Annotated in this window: 12 protein-coding genes and 1 pseudogene; 8 read left to right on the forward strand and 5 right to left on the reverse strand. The window is 71.1% G+C overall.

Annotation, left to right across the window (positions count from 1 at the left end; genetic code table 11):
* Nucleotide 1: 1 nt before the first annotated feature.
* The gene (locus tag ACZ5ON_RS03225) at nt 2-982 is read right to left on the reverse strand and encodes an aldo/keto reductase (protein WP_465584593.1); all 981 of its coding nucleotides are present in this window, start codon (nt 980-982) and stop codon (nt 2-4) included.
* Nucleotides 983-1,337: 355 nt separating this feature from the next.
* Between ACZ5ON_RS03225 and ACZ5ON_RS03230 the strand changes: the two genes are divergently transcribed.
* A complete protein-coding gene (locus tag ACZ5ON_RS03230) occupies nt 1,338-2,384 on the forward strand; it encodes an LLM class F420-dependent oxidoreductase (RefSeq protein WP_465584597.1) in 1,047 nt (348 codons plus the stop codon).
* A gap of 90 nt (nt 2,385-2,474) precedes the next feature.
* Here ACZ5ON_RS03230 and ACZ5ON_RS03235 read toward each other — a convergent pair.
* Nucleotides 2,475-2,712 (reverse strand): annotated as a pseudogene (locus tag ACZ5ON_RS03235) (magnesium transporter CorA); the annotation flags it as partial.
* A 169-nt stretch (nt 2,713-2,881) separates the two neighbouring features.
* On the opposite strand from ACZ5ON_RS03235, the gene ACZ5ON_RS03240 reads away from it, so the two are divergent.
* The 4 genes from ACZ5ON_RS03240 to mshC all read left to right on the forward strand — a co-directional run bounded on the left by ACZ5ON_RS03240 (nt 2,882) and on the right by mshC (nt 6,660).
* Nucleotides 2,882-3,577 (forward strand): histidine phosphatase family protein, encoded by a 696-nt coding sequence (locus ACZ5ON_RS03240; RefSeq protein ID WP_465584601.1) that lies wholly within the window; start codon nt 2,882-2,884, stop codon nt 3,575-3,577.
* Between the two features lie 217 nt (nt 3,578-3,794).
* The gene (locus ACZ5ON_RS03245; protein ID WP_465584608.1) at nt 3,795-4,373 is read left to right on the forward strand and encodes a DUF3090 domain-containing protein; all 579 of its coding nucleotides are present in this window, start codon (nt 3,795-3,797) and stop codon (nt 4,371-4,373) included.
* A gap of 95 nt (nt 4,374-4,468) precedes the next feature.
* On the forward strand, nt 4,469-5,281 hold the full coding sequence (locus ACZ5ON_RS03250) for an SCO1664 family protein (RefSeq protein ID WP_465585316.1): 813 nt from the start codon (nt 4,469-4,471) through the stop codon (nt 5,279-5,281).
* Nucleotides 5,282-5,430: 149 nt separating this feature from the next.
* The gene (mshC, locus tag ACZ5ON_RS03255) at nt 5,431-6,660 is read left to right on the forward strand and encodes a cysteine--1-D-myo-inosityl 2-amino-2-deoxy-alpha-D-glucopyranoside ligase (protein WP_465584611.1); all 1,230 of its coding nucleotides are present in this window, start codon (nt 5,431-5,433) and stop codon (nt 6,658-6,660) included.
* 188 nt (nt 6,661-6,848) lie between these two features.
* On the opposite strand, the gene ACZ5ON_RS03260 is transcribed toward mshC, so the two are convergent.
* From ACZ5ON_RS03260 to ACZ5ON_RS03270, 3 genes are all read right to left on the reverse strand, one after another.
* Nucleotides 6,849-7,823, reverse strand: coding sequence for a PAC2 family protein (locus ACZ5ON_RS03260; RefSeq protein WP_465584617.1), 975 nt, complete (start codon nt 7,821-7,823; stop codon nt 6,849-6,851).
* A gap of 205 nt (nt 7,824-8,028) precedes the next feature.
* Nucleotides 8,029-8,343 carry a hypothetical protein gene (locus ACZ5ON_RS03265; RefSeq protein WP_465584622.1) on the reverse strand — a complete coding sequence of 105 codons (315 nt, stop codon included), beginning with the start codon at nt 8,341-8,343 and terminating at the stop codon, nt 8,029-8,031.
* 167 nt (nt 8,344-8,510) lie between these two features.
* A complete protein-coding gene (locus ACZ5ON_RS03270) occupies nt 8,511-9,488 on the reverse strand; it encodes a glycoside hydrolase family 18 protein (protein WP_465584625.1) in 978 nt (325 codons plus the stop codon).
* Nucleotides 9,489-9,710: 222 nt separating this feature from the next.
* Here ACZ5ON_RS03270 and metH point away from each other — a divergent pair, with 222 nt between their 5' ends.
* The 3 genes from metH to ACZ5ON_RS03285 all read left to right on the forward strand — a co-directional run bounded on the left by metH (nt 9,711) and on the right by ACZ5ON_RS03285 (nt 16,074).
* A complete protein-coding gene (gene metH / locus ACZ5ON_RS03275; RefSeq protein ID WP_465584630.1) occupies nt 9,711-13,211 on the forward strand; it encodes a methionine synthase in 3,501 nt (1,166 codons plus the stop codon).
* A 133-nt stretch (nt 13,212-13,344) separates the two neighbouring features.
* Nucleotides 13,345-14,049: an HAD family hydrolase gene (locus ACZ5ON_RS03280; protein ID WP_465584636.1), complete on the forward strand. Its 705-nt coding sequence runs from the start codon at nt 13,345-13,347 to the stop codon at nt 14,047-14,049.
* Between the two features lie 408 nt (nt 14,050-14,457).
* The gene (locus ACZ5ON_RS03285; RefSeq protein ID WP_465584642.1) at nt 14,458-16,074 is read left to right on the forward strand and encodes an ABC transporter substrate-binding protein; all 1,617 of its coding nucleotides are present in this window, start codon (nt 14,458-14,460) and stop codon (nt 16,072-16,074) included.
* The last annotated feature ends 149 nt before the right edge of the window (nt 16,075-16,223 follow it).

Below are 16,223 nucleotides of genomic sequence, written 5' to 3' on the forward strand. Positions count from 1 at the left end.
CTCACAGCTCCGTCCACCCCTGGTCGGGGTAGCGGTGTACCGGCGCCGAGACATCGTCCAGCGCACCTCGAATCTCCTCCGGAAGCGTAAGCGCCTCCACTGACAGCGCCGCGGTCAGCTGTGCGGCGGTACGGGCGCCGACCAGGGCGCTCGCCACTCCGGGCCGGTCCCGGACCCACGCCAGGGAGACCGCGAGCGGGCTGCTGGCGAGGCCGTCGGCGGCAGTGGCCAGGGCGTCCACGATGCGCCGCGACCGTTCGCCGAGGTAGGGCTGGACGAAGCCGGTGAGGTGGGGGGAGGCGCCACGCGACTCGGGCGGTACGCCGTGCCGGTACTTGCCGGTGAGCACGCCGCGGCCGATCGGCGAGGAGGCGAGCACACCGGTCCCGGCGTCCAGCGCGGCGGGCAGCACCTCGCGCTCGATGCCGCGCTGGAGCAGCGAGTACTCCATCTGGGTGCTCGCCAGCGGTACCCGTCCGGGGTGGGCGAGCTGCCAGGTGGCGGCCTTGGCGAGCTGCCAGCCGCTGAAGCCGGCGACCCCGACGTAGCGGGCGCGGCCGGAACCGACGGCCAGGTCGAGGGCGTGCAGGGTCTCCTCGGTGGGGGTGGCCGGGTCGTACGAGTGGACCTGCCAGAGGTCGACGTAGTCGGTGCCCAGGCGGCGCAGTGAGGCGTCCAGGGCGGCGAGCAGCCAGCCGCGGGAGGTGTCGAAGCGGCGGCCGGGGTCCGGGGTGCTGCCCGCCTTGGTGGCGATGACCAGCTCGGAACGGGGGATCAGGCTCTCGGTCAGCCGGGAGAGCAGGTACTCGGCGCCACCGTCGGCGTAGACGTCGGCGGTGTCGATCAGGGTGCCGCCCGCGTCGACGAAGACCTTGAGCTGCTCGGCAGCCGCGATCTCGTCGGTGTCCCGGCCCCAGGTCATGGTGCCGAGGCCGAGCCTGGACACCCGCAACCCGGTCCGGCCGAGGTGACGCATTTCCATCGGGCAGAGCCTCCGTCAGCTGGTAAACGCGCAGGTGGGAAGGGTGCTTCCCCCCGTTGGGTTGAGCGTAGCGGCCACTTCCCCGGCTACTCGGCAGACCCGCAGGAGCGGGGATGGTGCGGCGTGACGCAGCCCACATCTACCGGCCAGTAGCCTGACCCGTGAGCCCCCGGCTACGCTCGGCCGACACGGACGCGCGTCCACCGGAACACCGGCCCGGGCACGTCGCGCGCCACCGCGACCACCGGACGGCGTGCGCGCGGAGCAGCGGACGCGGCCGTGGGAAGCACCGCCGTACCGAACGCGGCCGGGCGGAAGACCGACCGGACCGGAGCGACCTGAAGGGCTTGGCACCATGCGACTCGGCATCAACCTCGGCTACTGGGGACTCGGCATGGACGCCGACAACATCGCGGTGGCCCAGGAGGCGGACCGCCTCGGCTACTCGGTCTGCTGGGCCGCCGAGGCGTACGGCTCGGACGCCGCCACCGTGCTCAGCTACGTCGCCGCGAAGACCGAGCGGATCGACGTCGGCTCGGCGATCTTCCAGATCCCGGCCCGCACGCCCACCATGACCGCGATGACCGCCGCCACCCTGGACACCCTCTCCGGCGGCCGCTTCCGGCTGGGCCTCGGCGTCTCGGGCCCGCAGGTCTCCGAGGGCTGGTACGGGGTCAAGTTCGACAAGCCGCTGGCCCGCACCCGGGAGTACGTGGAGATCATCCGCAAGGCGATGTCCCGGGAGCGGCTGGTGCACGAGGGCGCCAACTGGACGCTGCCGCTGCCCGGTGGGCCGGGCAAGCCGATCAAGCTCACGGTGCACCCGGTGCGCGAACACATCCCGCTGTACATCGCCGCGATCGGCCCGAAGAACCTGGAGCAGACCGGCGAGATAGCCGACGGCTGGCTGGGCATCTTCTTCGCGCCCGAACACGCCGCGCTCTCCCTCGAGCCGCTCAGGGCCGGCCGCGCCAAGGCGGGGCAGACCCTGGACGGCTTCGACCTCTGCCCGACGGTGGCCATCTCGCCCGGCGAGGACGTCAAGGCGGCCGCCGACTCGCAGCGCTCCTACGCGGCGCTCTACATCGGCGGCATGGGCAGCAAGGAGAAGAACTTCTACAACCAGCTCACCCGTCGGATGGGTTACGAGCAGGCCGCCGACGAGATCCAGGAGCGCTACCTGGCCAAGGACTACGCGGGTGCCGCCGCCGCCGTCCCGTACGACCTGATCGACGCAACCTCGCTGCTGGGCCCCACGGACCGGATCGCCGACCGGATGCAGGCGTACGCCGACGCCGGGGTCACCACGCTGACGCTGGCACCGGCCGGGTTCACCCTGGAAGAGCGGATAGGCGCGCTCCGCACCGGCGTCGAGGCCCTCGAACTGGCGGGCCTCGCCTGAGGTCCGGGGGCGCGGGGAACCGCACCCCCGCCCCGGTCCACCGAGACCGGGCATCCGCCGAGAGCGGGCAGGGGATGAGCGCCATGAACGGCGAGCCCTCGTACCGCTCCAACTTCGGCCGCCGGTGCGCCCGCGCGGCGTCCTCGACGGTGAGCGGGTGGAGGCCGAACTCGGTGCTGACCAGGTCCAACTCCTCGGCGGTGGGCTCGAACAGGCCGACCCGGACGAATCCGTCCCCGGTGCTCCGGGCGACCTCCGGGGCGTTCGAGAGGTCCGCGGGCCCCCGACTCCGGTGGTCGTCACGGTAGATGGCGCCATCGACGATCATCCGGCCATTGTGGCGGCCGCCCGTCCGACACCGGATGACCGCGGAGTCCGCCACGGCGGCGCGGACGGCGACCGCCGGACTCCCCGGGCCGCTTGGCGGGCCGGGGAGGTGGCCCGTCACACCGTACGGGCGGGCCCCGCGCCCGGCCCGAGGTCGTAGGCTGGGCCCCATGCCCACGCTGCTGCTCGTCCGCCACGGTCGTTCCACCGCCAACGCCGCCGGGATTCTCGCCGGTTGGACGCCGGGGGTGGAACTGGACGACACCGGACGCACCCAGGCCGAGGTGCTGGCCGACCGGTTGGCGGGCATCCCGCTGGCGCAGGCGGTGAGCAGCCCGCTGGAGCGCTGCCGCCAGACCCTGGAGCCGCTGCTGGCGGCCCGGCCCGAACTCGGTCCGGCCGCACTGGACGAGCGGCTCGGCGAGTGCCACTACGGCGACTGGACCGGCCGGCCGCTGGCCGAGCTGGCCACCGAGCCGCTCTGGCGCACCGTGCAGGACCACGCGGCGGCGGCCGCCTTCCCCGGTGGTGAGTCGCTGCGCGAGCTGAGCCACCGCACCGTGACGGCCGTCCGCGAGTGGGACGAGAAGATCGCCGCCGAGCACGGACCCGGCGCGGTCTGGGTGGCCTGCTCGCACGGCGACGTGATCAAGGCCGTGCTGGCGGACGCACTGGGCCTGCACCTGGACCACTTCCAGCGGATCTCGATCGAACCCTGCTCGGTCAGCGTGATCCGGTACACCTCGCAGCGCCCGTTCGTGCTCCGGGTCGGCGACACAGGCAGCCTCGCCTCGCTCGCCCCGCGCCCCGACACGCGCACGCCCGGCGGCGACGCGGTGGTCGGCGGCGACACCGGTACCGGCTGAACCGGGACGACTGCGGAACCGGCCGACCCGGCACGGCGAACGGGGACCGACCGGTACAAGTCCGGACACCGGGTGTGCGGCGCAGTCGCCGCCCGTCCGGCGCGGCGGAACTGACATCCGGCTGACTGCCCCGCACCTGACCCACCGAGGCGGGCATGCAGGCCGTAGGGTGGCACATAAGCCCTTGACCGACCCATCGTGAACCCGGAGCGAGAGAGTGCCTCGTCAGGTCTACTTCTACGACCAGCCCGAGCGGTTCGTAGCCGGCACCGTCGGCCAGCCCGGCCAGCGGGCGTTCTACCTGCAGGCCAGCACCCGGGGGCGGATCACCAGTGTGCTGCTGGAGAAGGCCCAGGTCATGGCGCTGGCCGAGCGGGTCGACCAGGTGCTGGACGAGGCGCTGCGGCGCAGCGGCGGCTCGGCGTCGATCCCCGCCATCGCCCCGACCGAGCTGATCGACACCGCGCCGCTGGACCTCCCGCTGGAGCAGGAGTTCCGGGTCGGGACCATGGCGCTCGCCTGGGACAGCGTGGACGAGTGCCTGGTGGTCGAGGCCCAGGCGATGGTCGAGGACGAGGGCGAGGGCGAGGACGAGGAGGCCGACGAGCGGCTGTTCGAGGACGAGGAGCACGGCCCCGACATGCTCCGGGTGCGGCTCTCCGGCGCGATGGCCCGGGTCTTCGCCAAGCGCGCGCTGGACCTGGTCGCGGCCGGCCGAAAGCCGTGCCCGTTCTGCAACCTCCCGCTCGATCCGGAGGGGCACCTGTGCCCGCGCGCGAACGGCTACCGGCGCTGAACGGCGATCAGGCCCCCGCCCGGGAGGCCGCGGCCGGGCAACCGGGCGAACCGGAGGGGCCACAGGACACCTCGGGCGTGCCGTTCGCGGATCCGGTGGGCAGCGCCGCCCTGGCGGCCGATGCCGGCACCGCGCTGGACCTGCTGCGTGAGGGCGGGCTCACCGTCCACGGCCGGCTCACCGACGCCTCCAACGCCGTGCTGTACTGCACCGCGACCCTGGACGGGCTGACCGCGCCCTGCGTCTACAAGCCGGTCGCCGGGGAGCGCCCGCTGTGGGACTTCCCCGACGGCACCCTGGCCGGGCGTGAGGTCGCCGCGTACGAGGTCTCGGCGGCCACCGGTTGGGGGCTGATACCGCCGACCGTGTTGCGGGACGGCCCCCACGGCTGCGGCATGGTCCAGCTCTGGGTGGAGCCGGACCCGGCGGCCGCGGAGCTGCTGGCACTGCAGGACCCGGCCGGCCCCGAGCCGGGCTGGCTGCCGATCGTCCGGGCCGAGGTCGGTCCGGGCCGTGTCGCGCTGCTGGTGCACCGGGACGACGAGCGACTGCGCCGGCTCGCGGTGCTGGACGCGGTGCTCAACAACGCGGACCGCAAGGGCGGCCACTGGATCCCGGCGGCCGACGGGCGGCTCTACGGGATCGACCACGGGGTGACCTTCGCGGTCTCCGGCAAGCTGCGCACCCTGCTCTGGGGCTGGGCCGAGCAGCCCGTGACCGAGGAGGCGCTCGACGTCCTCGCCCGGCTCGCGGATGATCTGGACGGTGCGCTGGGCGAACGTCTGCGTCCGCATCTCACCGATGCCGAACTGACCGCTGCCGCGGAGCGGGTGGACGTGCTGCGCCGTACCGGTCGGCACCCACTGCCGTCTCCTGACTGGCCGTCGATTCCCTGGCCGCCGGTCTGAGGACCGCTGTCGCTCCGACGGCCGGTCCGCTGTGCCACATGTCGGGACGACCCTGGGTTGTGATCGAAACTGATCGATTGGAAGCTGATTCTGGCCGATCTTGGTAACTGGTTAGCCTTTCAAATGATCGCAAGGTTAGAGTCGGTCCCATGCATGCCTGGCCCGCCTCCGAGGTTCCCGCCCTGCCCGGTCAGGGGCTCCCGCTCCGTATCCACGACACCGCCACCGGCGGAGTCCGGGAGGTGGTGCCGCAGGACGGCACCGCCCGGATCTACGTCTGCGGCATCACCCCCTACGACGCCACCCACCTGGGACACGCCGCCACCTACACGGCGTTCGACCTGGTGCAGAGGGTGTGGAAGGACGCCGGCCACGACGTCCTCTACGTCCAGAACGTCACCGATGTCGACGACCCGCTGCTGGAGCGGGCCGTGGCCACCGGGATGGACTGGACGGTGCTCGCCGAGCGTGAGACCGCCCTGTTCCGCGAGGACATGACCGCCCTGCGGATGCTCCCCCCGGCCCACTACATCGGCGCGGTCGAGTCCATCCCGTGGATCGTGCCGCTGGTCAAGAAGCTGCTGGCGAGCGGCGCCGCGTACGACCTGGACGGCGACATCTACTTCTCCGTCGAGTCCGACCCGCACTTCGGCGATGTCTCCGGGCTCGACCGCGAGGCCATGCTCCCGGTCTTCGCCGAGCGCGGCGGCGACCCGGACCGTCCCGGCAAGAAGCACCGCCTCGACCCGCTGCTCTGGCTGGCCGCCCGCGAGGGCGAGCCCGCCTGGGACACCGAGCTCGGCCACGGCCGGCCCGGCTGGCACATCGAGTGCGTGGCGATCGCCCTGCAGTACCTCGGGATGTCCTTCGACATCCAGGGCGGCGGCAGCGACCTCTCCTTCCCGCACCACGAGATGGGCGCCTCGCACGCCCACGTCGCCACCGGCACCCACCCCTACGCCCGTGCCTACGTGCACGCCGGGATGGTCGCCCTGGACGGTCACAAGATGTCCAAGTCCCGCGGCAACCTGGTGTTCGTCTCCGCGCTGCGCCGCGACGGCGTCGACCCGGCGGCGATCCGGCTGGCGCTGCTGGCCCACCACTACCGCAGCGACTGGGAGTGGACCAAGGACGACCTGGACGGCGCCGTGGACCGGCTGGCCCGCTGGCGCGCCGCGGTCTCCCGTCCGGACGGCCCGTCGGCCGAGGCACTGCTCGCCGAGGTCCGCGCCGCCCTGGCCGAGGACCTGGACGCGCCCGCCGCGCTGGCGGCCGTCGACCGCTGGGTCGCGCAGCAGGTCGAGACCGGCGGCACCGACACCGGGGCGCCCGGACTGGTCTCGCGGACGGTGGATGCCCTGCTCGGCGTCGCCCTCTAGCTAGGGACCGCCTCCGGAAACGGTCCGCCTCCGGAAACCAACAGGGCGCGGGGAGCCGCGCTGCCGACCACACCTTTGCGGAGGTGCCGGCAGCGCGGTTCCCCGCGCCCTGTCGTACGTGCGGACCCGGGCGTCCCGGTTCGCGCACGGAGGCGGACTGCCGCCCGTGCGGAACCCGGGCGCCGGGCTCAGTCCTTGTCGTCGTCGCTGTCCTCGTCCGAGTCCTGAGGCTCCTCCGGCTGCTTGGTCTCCTTGGAGCCGGACTCGCTCGGGCGTTCCGCCGTGGCGTGGCCGACGGCCGGCTTCTCGCCGGTCGGGCCGAGGTTCTCCCGGCGGCGGAGGTAGCGTTCGAACTCCCGGGCGATGGCGTCACCGGACGCCTCCGGTAGATCGGCGGTGTCCTGCGCCTCCTCCAACTGCTGGACGTACTCGGCCACCTCGCTGTCCTCGGCGGCCAGCTGGTCCACCCCGAGCTGCCAGGCGCGGGCGTCCTCGCTCAGCTCGCCCGGCGGGATCCGCAGGTCGAGCAGGTCCTCCAGCTTGTTGATCAGCGCCAGCGTGGCCTTGGGGTTGGGCGGCTGCGCCACGTAGTGCGGCACCGCCGCCCAGAGCGTCACCGCCGGGACACCGGCGTGCGCGCAGGCCTCCTGGAGCACGCCGACGATCCCCGTCGGGCCCTCGTACCGGCTCTCCTCCAGGTCGAGCCGGCGGGCGAGCGCCGCGTCCGAGGTGACGCCGCTGACCGGCACCGGCCGGCTGTGCGGGGTGTCCCCGAGCAGTGCGCCGAGGATCACCACCAGCTCGACGCCCAACTCGTGGGCGAACCCGAGCAGTTCGTTGCAGTACGAGCGCCAGCGCATGCTCGGCTCGATACCCCGGACCAGTACCAGGTCGCGGGTGGTGGGCTCGGTGACCCGGACCACCGACAGGCGGGTGGTCGGCCAGGTGATCCGGCGCACCCCGCCGTCCAGCCACACGGTGGGCCGGTTGACCTGGAAGTCGTAGTAGTCCTCGGCGTCCAGTGCGGCGAACACCTTGCCGCCCCACGTCTCGTCCAGATGCCCGACCGCTGCCGAGGCGGCATCGCCCGCGTCGTTCCAGCCCTCGAACGCACAGACCATCACCGGGTCGATCAACTCGGGAACATCTTCCAGCTCGATCACCCAGTGTCTCCCTCCGGTCGGTCAGCGGCCCGCCCCGCGTCGCCGGTACGGCCTGTCCGTCCACGGGAACTGACGGCCGGCTGCCGACTGCTGAACCTTCTCCACCTGGAACTGCCCGTTCCATGGTCCCTACCTGCCCAGCCTACGGGCTTTGATGCCTGTCCCGTGACGGCAGGGGCCGGTCCGCCGGACAGTGGGTGCGGGTTCAGCCGGCGATCGCCGCCGAGACGGGCGGGAGGTAGCCCCGGGCCTGGCCGGTCGCGGTCGGGTGGAAGGACTCCCAGTAGGCGGGAACCACGAGCCGCCTGATCCACTCCTGGCCGCCGTCTGCGCACACGCCGTGGCCGGCGAAGGCACCGCGCACGTCGGCGAAGTCGAAGCCCTGCTTGGCGGCCTGAGTGCGGATCAGCTCATCCAGCCGGTCCGTCAGGGCGTTGAACCGGTCGCGCCGGGCCGGGGTGCCGACCGAGCAGGGGGCGGAGCGGTGCTCCAGCAGGTGCGGATAGCCGGCGACCACCACCCGGCGGCGGGTGTCGCGCCCAGGGCGAGCGGCAGGGCGGTGGCGGTGGCGAGCAGGCGGCGCATGGTGGTTCTCCGAGCATTCGACGGGCACAGGGTGTTGCGAGTCGAATGCGGATGGTAGTGGCCCGGCGCGTCCTGCCGCGCAGGGCGCGAGGGGCGCCGCCCTCAGGCCGCGCACCAGCCGCTTCGGTACGCGGCCCAGTCCGCTGCGGTGGCGGAGAAGTCGGCGTACAGCGCCAGGCCGAAGGTCTGCCGGTCGTCGCGGCCCAGCGCCAGCCGGGCGCCCCGGACCGCCGCGGTCACCGTCTCGGCCGAGCCCCGGTGCCCGAAACTGTCGTCCCAGTACGCGGGCAGGCCCATCAACAGATCGACCCCGGGCGGGGTGGCCTCGAGTGCCAGCGCGGTCTGCTGGGCGACATAGCCGCCGTAGAGCGACTCCAGCGGCATGGCGGTGTCGTACGACATCACCGCGATCTGCTCCACCCGCCGGGCGACCTGCGCGAAGTACGCCCGGGACCACCACTTGCCGTGGCCGGCGAGCGCGATGCCCACCGAGTGCAGTCCGGGCAGCGGGTCGATCTGCGGCGCGGCCACCGAGAGCTGCGCGTGGTGCTCGGCGGTCACCGCGTGCGCCTGGTCCAGCAATGCGAGGAAGCCGGCGGAATCGGAGCGGACCGGCTCCAGGTCGAAGTGGACGCCGTCGAAGCCGAGGTCGAGCACCTGCCGGGCGGCGTCGGTGATCCGGTTCCGGGTCTCGGTCCGGTCCAGGTGCAGCCCGTTCTCCTCGGGTGCCACCACGTTGCCCAGCCAGGCCTGCACCCGCAGCCCGGGCGCCGCCCGGTGGACGGCCGCCACGAGCCAGGCAGCCTTCGGGTGCTTGGCGGGGTCCAGCGAGCCGTCGTCGCCCAGCGGACCGGTGTGCACGTAGAGGTCGCGGATGCCGGTGCCGGCCAGCTGCCGCGTCAAGGAGCCGAGGTCGGCGTCCCCCTTTCGGCCGTCCACCCACGCGTGGCCGAGCCAGACCGCGTCATGTCCTCGGGTACGCGCCTCGGCAGGCGGTTCCCCCGCGTACTGCAGGCGCAGTGCGGCGGCCGCCGAGGCCGGCGGCATCAGCAGCACGACCAGCCCGAGCAGGCTCGCCACCAACGTCCTTCGTCCTCGCGACCACCCCCGCCACCTGCGTCGCCAGCCGCCTGCGCGGTTCTTCCCGGTGTCCATTGATCCACTCCCCTCGGACTGAAGGGACGCTCACGATTCGAAACGGGTTCTGTGCCCGGGCGGGTGTCCGGATACGCTGGCGGCGTGCGTCCCCGAACACCGGAGGGGACGTATAGCCGACAGCCGTCGCACCCAGGGAGCAGCCCCATGGCCACAGTCGTCCCCTCGTCCGCTCAGCAAGATCGCGCGAATGCCTTGCGCGAAGCCCTCGCGACCCGTGTGGTGGTCGCGGACGGGGCGATGGGCACGATGCTTCAAGCGCAGGATCCGACGCTGGACGACTTCCAGCAGTTGGAGGGGTGCAACGAGATCCTGAACCTGACCCGTCCGGACATCGTGCGTTCGGTGCACGACGCGTACTTCGCGGTGGGCGTGGACTGCGTGGAGACCAACACCTTCGGGGCGAACCACGCGGCGCTGGGCGAGTACGGGATCTCGGAGCGGGTCTTCGAGCTGTCGCAGGCCGGTGCGCGGATCGCCCGCGAGGCGGCCGATGCCCACGACGACGGCCGTACCCGCTGGGTCCTGGGTTCGATCGGGCCCGGAACGAAGCTGCCGACGCTGGGGCACGCGCCGTACGAGGTGCTGCGGGACGGGTTCGAGCGGAACGCGGCGGGTCTGATCGCCGGTGGCGCGGATGCGCTGCTGGTGGAGACCAGCCAGGACCTGCTGCAGACCAAGGCGGCGATCCTCGGCTGCAAGCGGGCGCTCGCCGAGGCGGGCCTGGACCTGCCGGTCCTCGTCCAGGTCACGGTCGAAACCACGGGCACGATGCTGCTGGGCTCGGAGATCGGGGCGGCACTGACGGCCCTGGAGCCGCTGGGCGTGGACTACATCGGGTTGAACTGCGCCACCGGCCCGGCCGAGATGAGTGAGCACCTGCGCTACCTGGCCAAGAACGCGCGGATCGGCCTGTCCTGCATGCCGAACGCGGGTCTGCCGGTGCTGGGCAAGGACGGTGCGCACTATCCGCTCACCCCGGCGGAGTTGGCGGACGCGCATGACACGTTCACGCGGGAGTACGGACTGTCGCTGGTGGGCGGGTGCTGCGGGACGACTCCGGAGCACCTGCGGGCGGTGGTGGAGCGGGTGCAGGGCCGGCCGGTCCTCTCGCGTGATCCGCGGCCGGAGCCGGCGGCGTCGTCGTTGTACCAGTCGGTGCCGTTCAGGCAGGACACCTCGTACCTGGCGATCGGTGAGCGGACGAACGCGAACGGGTCGAAGAAGTTCCGTGAGTCGATGCTGGCGGGGGACTGGCAGGCGTGTGTGGAGATCGCCCGGGAGCAGATCCGGGACGGTTCGCACATGCTCGATCTGTGTGTGGACTACGTCGGCCGTGACGGTGTGGCGGACATGCGGGAGGTCGCGGGTCGGCTGGCGACCGCTTCGACGCTGCCGATCGTGCTGGACTCGACCGAGCCGGAGGTGCTGCGGGCGGGTCTTGAGGCGCTGGGCGGCCGTGCGGTGCTGAACTCCGTCAACTACGAGGACGGGGACGGGCCGGGGACGCGGTTCGGCCGGATCGCGTCGTTGGCGCGGGAGCACGGTGCGGGTCTGATCGCGCTGACGATCGATGAGGAGGGTCAGGCCCGGACGGCGGAGAAGAAGGTCGCGGTCGCGGAGCGGCTGATCGGGCAGCTGACGGGTGAGTACGGGATCGACGAGGGCGCGATCCTGGTGGACTGCCTGACGTTCACGCTGGGCACCGGCCAGGAGGAGTCGCGGCGGGACGGGATCGAGACGATCGAGGCGATCCGGGAGCTGAAGCGCCGCCACCCCGGGGTGCAGACGACCCTGGGACTGTCGAACATCTCCTTCGGGCTGTCACCGGCGGCGCGGCAGGTGCTGAACTCGGTGTTCCTGCACGAGTGCGTCGAGGCCGGGCTGGACTCGGCGATCGTGCACGCCTCGAAGATCCTGCCGATCGCGCGGATCCCGCAGGAGCAGCGGGAGGTGGCGCTGGATCTGGTCCACGACCGGCGGCGGGAGGGGTACGACCCGCTGCAGCGGCTGCTGCAGCTGTTCGAGGGTGTGTCGTCGGCGTCGTTGAAGGCGTCCAAGGCGGAGGAACTGGCGGCACTGCCGCTGGAGGAGCGCCTGCAGCGCCGGATCATCGACGGTGAACGCAACGGCCTGGAAGGCGACTTGGACGAGGCGATGACCTCCCGTCCGGCATTGGAGATCATCAACGACACGTTGCTGTCGGGGATGAAGGTGGTCGGTGAGCTGTTCGGTTCCGGGCAGATGCAGTTGCCGTTCGTGCTGCAGTCCGCCGAGGTGATGAAGGCCGCGGTCGCCCATCTGGAACCCCACATGGAGAAGTCCGACTCAGAGGGCAAGGGCACGATCGTGCTGGCCACGGTGAAGGGCGACGTCCATGACATCGGCAAGAACCTGGTCGACATCATCCTGTCCAACAACGGCTACAACGTGGTGAACCTGGGCATCAAGCAGCCCGTCGCGGCGATCGTGGACGCGGCCCAGGAACACAACGCGGACGTGATCGGCATGTCCGGCCTGCTGGTGAAGTCCACCGTGATCATGAAGGAGAACCTGGAAGAGCTCAACCAGCGCGGACTGGCCGCCGACTTCCCGGTCATCCTCGGCGGTGCCGCCCTCACCCGCGCCTACGTCGAACAGGACCTCCACGCCATCTACCGAGGCGAAGTCCGCTACGCCCGCGATGCCTTCGAGGGCCTCAAACTGATGGACGCACTGGTCGCGGTCAAGCGCGGGGTCCCGGGGGCCGAGCTGCCGGAGCTCAGGCAGCGGCGGCACGCCCGGGTCGAGGCGGTGGAGGAGCCGGAGGAGAACTTCGGGCAGATCCGGTCCGACGTGGCGGTCGACAACCGGGTGCCGACCCCGCCGTTCTGGGGGGACCGGATCGTCAAGGGCATCCCGTTCGCGGACTACGCGTCGTGGCTGGACGAGGACGCGCTGTTCAAGGGGCAGTGGGGCCTGAAGGCCTCCCGCAGCGGCGACGGCCCCAGCTACGAGGAGCTGGTGGAGACCGAGGGCCGTCCGCGGCTGCGGATGTGGCTGGACCGGCTGCAGACTTCAGGTTGGCTGGAGCCGGCGGTGGTCTACGGCTACTTCCCGGCCGCGTCCAAGGGCGACGACCTGATCGTCTACGGCGAGGACGGCTCCGAGCGCACCCGGTTCACCTTCCCGCGGCAGCGGCGCGGGCGCCGGCTGTGCCTGGCGGACTTCTTCCGTCCGGAGGAGTCCGGTGAGAAGGACGTGGTGGGCCTGCAGGTGGTCACCATGGGCAACCGGATCTCCGAGGCCGCGAACGAGCTGTTCGCCGCCAACGCCTACCGCGACTACCTGGAGCTGCACGGCCTCTCGGTCCAACTGGCCGAGGCGCTGGCCGAGTTCTGGCACGCCCGGGTCCGCTACGAGCTCGGCTTCGGCGACGAGGACCCCCAGGACGTGAAGGACATGTTCGCCCTGAAGTACCGGGGCGCCCGCTTCTCCCTCGGCTACGGCGCCTGCCCCGAGCTGGAGGACCGCGCCAAGATCGCCGATCTGCTGCGGCCCGAACGGATCGGCGTGGTGCTCTCGGAGGAGTTCCAGCTGCATCCGGAGCAGTCCACCGACGCCATCGTGATCCACCACCCCGAGGCCAAGTACTTCAACGCCCGGTAACCCGGGAGCTGCATTCCGTTCGCCGCATTCCGGCGGACGGGGCGTATCCTGGATCATCCTGACGGGCCGGTCCGCTCACCAGCGGACCGGCCTGTGCCATCTCCAGGCTCCGTGACCGGAAGGACCTCCCGCCATGACCACCATCTCGACCGCCACCACGGGACTCGACCACACCAGCGGTCAGGGCCTCCAGGCGGTGCTGCTGGACATGGACGGGACCTTGGTGGACACCGAGGACTTCTGGTGGCAGGCGGAGTTCTCGCTCTTCGCCGAGCTGGGCCATGAGCTCACCGACGCGGACCGGGCCCATGTGGTCGGCGGCCCGATGAGCCGGGTGATCGACTACCTGCTGGCCAGAACCGGCGTGGACCTGGCCCCGGCGGACCTCACGGTGCTGATCAACCAGCGCTTCGTGGACCTGCTGACGGGCGGCGTCCCGCTGATGCCCGGTGCCGAACGGCTGCTCAACACCCTGAACGCGCACGGCATCCCGGCCGCGCTGGTCTCCGCCTCGCACCGTCACATCATCGACATCGTGCTGCAGAGCCTGGGCACCCAGCACTTCGCCTTCTCGATCGCCGGCGACGAGGTCGCCAGGACCAAGCCGCACCCCGACCCCTACCTGGCCGCCGTCACCCGCTTCGGCGCCGAGCCGGGCCGCTGCGTGGTGGTCGAGGACGCACCGCTCGGCGTCCAGGCCGGGCAGGCCGCGGGTTGCCCGGTCATCGCGGTGCCCTCGGTCGCGCCGATCGAGCCGGGCCCGGGACGTACCGTGCTGAGCTCGCTGGAGCAGGTCGATCTGGAGCTGCTGCGCTCGGTGGTCGCCGCCCGGGTCTGAGGGGGCTCCGGCTCCCGGGCCGACACACCGTCAGTCGTCCGGTGAAGTTACTTATCAGGAACTTGCACCCGGTTGGAATGTGAGCTTGCTCTCTCGTCAAAGAGGGATAAATAGGACATTGTCTGACAACTTTTCGATCGGGTGACGCTGACCGACCGTCCGATGTCCAAAGTGTTCACCCGCAGGTGTAATTCGGACATGTTCGATATGGCACGCTACATCTCGACCAGTGTCCCCACGAACAGCTGCTCGAAAACTCCTCGTCGTGCCCTCGCCATCCACGGGTGATCCCGTCCGATGTGCCGACGGTGCGGTCGTACGGACCCCGTAGGCGCCGCCTCATCCCGGCGCGCCAGGCGGCAGCCACCGGCATCCCAGGCCGGCCGCAGCAGAAGGAAACGTATCCGCATGACCTCTGGCAATCGACTGGCCGCGCTCGGGTGCGCCGTGCTGGTCGCAACCGCCGCAGCCGGCTGCGCCTCGGCCACCAAGGCCGTCACGGGCGGCTCCGGGAGCGGCCCGATCACCATGGGTACGGTCAACACCACCACGGTGCTCGACCCGGCCGGTGCGTACGACTCGGGCTCCTGGCTGCTGTTCAACAACGTCTTCCAGTCGCTGCTGAAGTTCCCCGAGGGCGCCACCACGCCGCAGCCGGACGCGGCGAAGTCCTGCGCCTTCACCGGGGCGGACGCGCTCACCTACGAGTGCACCATGCGCGACGGGCTCAAGTTCTCCAACGGGCATCCGCTGACCAACGAGGACGCCGTGTTCTCGCTGCAGCGCATGCTGAAGATCAAGGACGCCAGCGGCCCGGCCACGCTGCTCTCCACCATCAAGTCGGTGGAGACCAAGGGTGACACGGGTGTGGTCATCCACCTGAAGACCCCGGACGCGGTGCTCCCGGCCAAGCTGGCCTCGGCCGCCGGGTCGATCGTGGACCACCAGGTCTTCCCCGCCGACCACCTGCTGTCGAACGACAAGATCGTCGGCTCGGGGCCGTACAAGATCGACTCGATCGAGGACCTGGCGGGCAACGACTCCCACGCGCTGGGCAAGGTCACCCTCTCCGCCGACAGCCAGTACGGCGGTGACGCCAAGCTGCAGAACAACAAGTTCGTGGTCCGCTTCTACAACAGTGCGGACGACATCAAGACGGCCCTGGACAACGGCGACATCGACCTGGTCGACAACAACAGCCTCGACCCGGCCGTCTCCGCCAAGATGGAGACCGATCAGCAGGCCGGCAAGGGCGACTACAAGGTGGCCGAGGGGGACAGCGGCGAGAGCCGCTACCTGGCCTTCAACACCAAGGACAGCACGGTCGGCAACCAGGCCGTCAGGCAGGCGGTGGCGCAGCTGATCGACCGCAAGGCGCTCGCCGGCAACGCGTACGCCGAGACCGTTCAGCCGCTCTACTCGCTCATTCCGGCCGGAATCACCGGGCACAACACCTCGTTCTTCGACAAGTACCAGGATCCGGACGTCAACAAGGCGAAGCGGTACCTCACCGGCGCCAAGCTCCAGACCCCGGTTCCGATCAAGCTGAACATCACCTCGTCCAGCAGCCGCTCGGGCGACCGTGAGATCAACGAGATCAAGAGGGAGCTGGAGGACGGCGGCCTGTTCCAGGTGACCGTCCAGCAGGAGAAGGACTTCAAGAAGTACCAGGACGGCTGGAGCTCCGGCGCCTACCAGGCCTACCTGGTGAGCTGGACCCCCGACTACCCGGACCCGGACGACTTCGTCTCCCCGCTGCTGGTCGACGGCGGCGTCTTCCACACCGGCTGGGACGACCCGAAGATCTCGCAGCAGCTGGTGCCGGACAGCATCAAGCAGACCGACCGCACGGCCGGCGGCAACTACACCCAAATCCAGAACATGATCGCGGACCAGGCGCCGCTGATCCCGCTGTTCCAGAGCAAGGCGTTCTACGTCTCGCGCAACAACATCACCGGTGTCGAGAACACCGTCGACACCACGGGCGTGTTCCGCCTCTGGGACATCGGCCGCACCAAGAAGTGAGCTGACGGCGTGGTGCGATGACCGCGGACGGCGAAGGGGGGGCCCCCCCCCCGGAGGAGGGGGCGACCCTCTCCCTCCTACACCCGCGGGTCAGAACAGGCCCGGCGAGAACCGGCCGCTCTCTTCCCCCTCCACCCCCCCCTCGACCC

Source organism: Kitasatospora sp. NPDC032150, from assembly GCF_055579945.1.